This is a genomic window from Citrobacter sp. Cpo069 (assembly GCF_030332785.1).
Taxonomy (GTDB): Bacteria; Pseudomonadota; Gammaproteobacteria; order Enterobacterales; family Enterobacteriaceae; genus Citrobacter; species Citrobacter portucalensis.
Genome location: NZ_JAOWHD010000057.1, coordinates 1 through 1,356 on the forward strand (window position 1 = coordinate 1; position 1,356 = coordinate 1,356).

The 1,356-nt window shown below is 40.3% G+C and carries 1 protein-coding gene; it reads right to left on the reverse strand.

The annotated features are described in order from the left end of the window. Window positions 1–422: 422 nt before the first annotated feature. Window positions 423–1,356 (reverse strand): DNA cytosine methyltransferase (locus OGY08_RS15335; protein WP_286566015.1); only part of this gene is annotated, 934 nt, incomplete at its 5' end.

Consider the following 1,356-nt stretch of genomic DNA (forward strand, 5'->3'; position numbering starts at 1 on the left):
CGCGCTTCAGTCAGACCTTGCTGAAAACACAGGAACGCGTTAAAACGCATACGGGCGCGATTCTGGTGTGTCTTTTGTTGCTGTGTTTTGCCTCTATTGCCAGATCGCGCTCATTCCCCTGAACTTCTGTTTTCCCGCTCCGGTCCCCGTCTTCTTCGCTTCCGAAAGCATGAAAAAAATCCGTTTCAGCTGTCTCTGGCTGGCAATTCCTGCGTGATTCACATGGCTGCATAGCTATGCATGTGGTTAAAATTTACCGGGTGCGATCGCGGCAGTTTTTCGGGTGGTTTGTTGCCATTTTTACCTGTCTGCTGCCGTGATCGCGCCGAACGCGTTTCAGCGGTGCGCGTAATGCGACGTTATGGTAAATCCATATGGGGGGGAATTGGATTCTGGGCCGCATTGTGTCCTTATGACTTAGTTTATGAATCTAAGGTCGATATGATTTTTTCTGCTATTGCATTGATAACAGGGACTGCGACTGAATTCCCAAATTGCTTATAAGCCTGTGTATCCGATACAGGAATAATAAAATCACTAGGAAACCCTTGAAGTCTTGACGCTTCCCGCGGAGTTATTTTTCTTGGGTTACTTCCTTTTTGCTCTATTAATATTTCGCTACCATCTTTATAGTACCTCGCACTTATGGTATTAGTATATGGGCTATTTTCATTAAATAAACCATACCCAAAGCCTTTACCGGCTGCTGCATTTACAAGTTTCCTGCGTTGGTGTCCATTCCAGAGCGCATCTGATAGCGTGTATTTATTGTCTACGCTCTTTTCAAGAATATCTCCAACTCTTGTTTTTGTTTTTAATGGGGTTGGAAAAGTAAAATGTTCATGATTTCTTACTTTTTCTTTATTAAAGCCTACAATGTATATGCGTTCTCTATTTTGTGGAACACCAAAGTCTTTTGCAGCGAAGATATTGTAATACACAGTGTAATTCAATTCTTCAAGTGTGTTTTTTATTATTGAAAAAGTTCTACCTTTATCATGTCCTAGCAAGTTTTTTACATTTTCAAGTAAAAAAGCATGAGGTTTTTTTTCCTTTATTATCCTTGCTATATCAAAAAACAAAGTTCCTCTTGTATCATTAAATCCTTTTTTGAGCCCTGCTTGAGAGAATGCTACACAAGGAAACCCACCGACAAGAATTTCATGATCAGGAATATCTTTTTCATCGATTTTTGTTATGTCCCCATCAGGGAAATCACCATAATTTGCATGATATGTCTTTTGAGCAAACTTATCCCATTCGCTGGAAAAAACAACATTTACAGCGTTAGTTTGATGAAATCCAAGTCTGGTTCCACCGATTCCAGCAAATAAATCGATCATGCGATATCTGCCA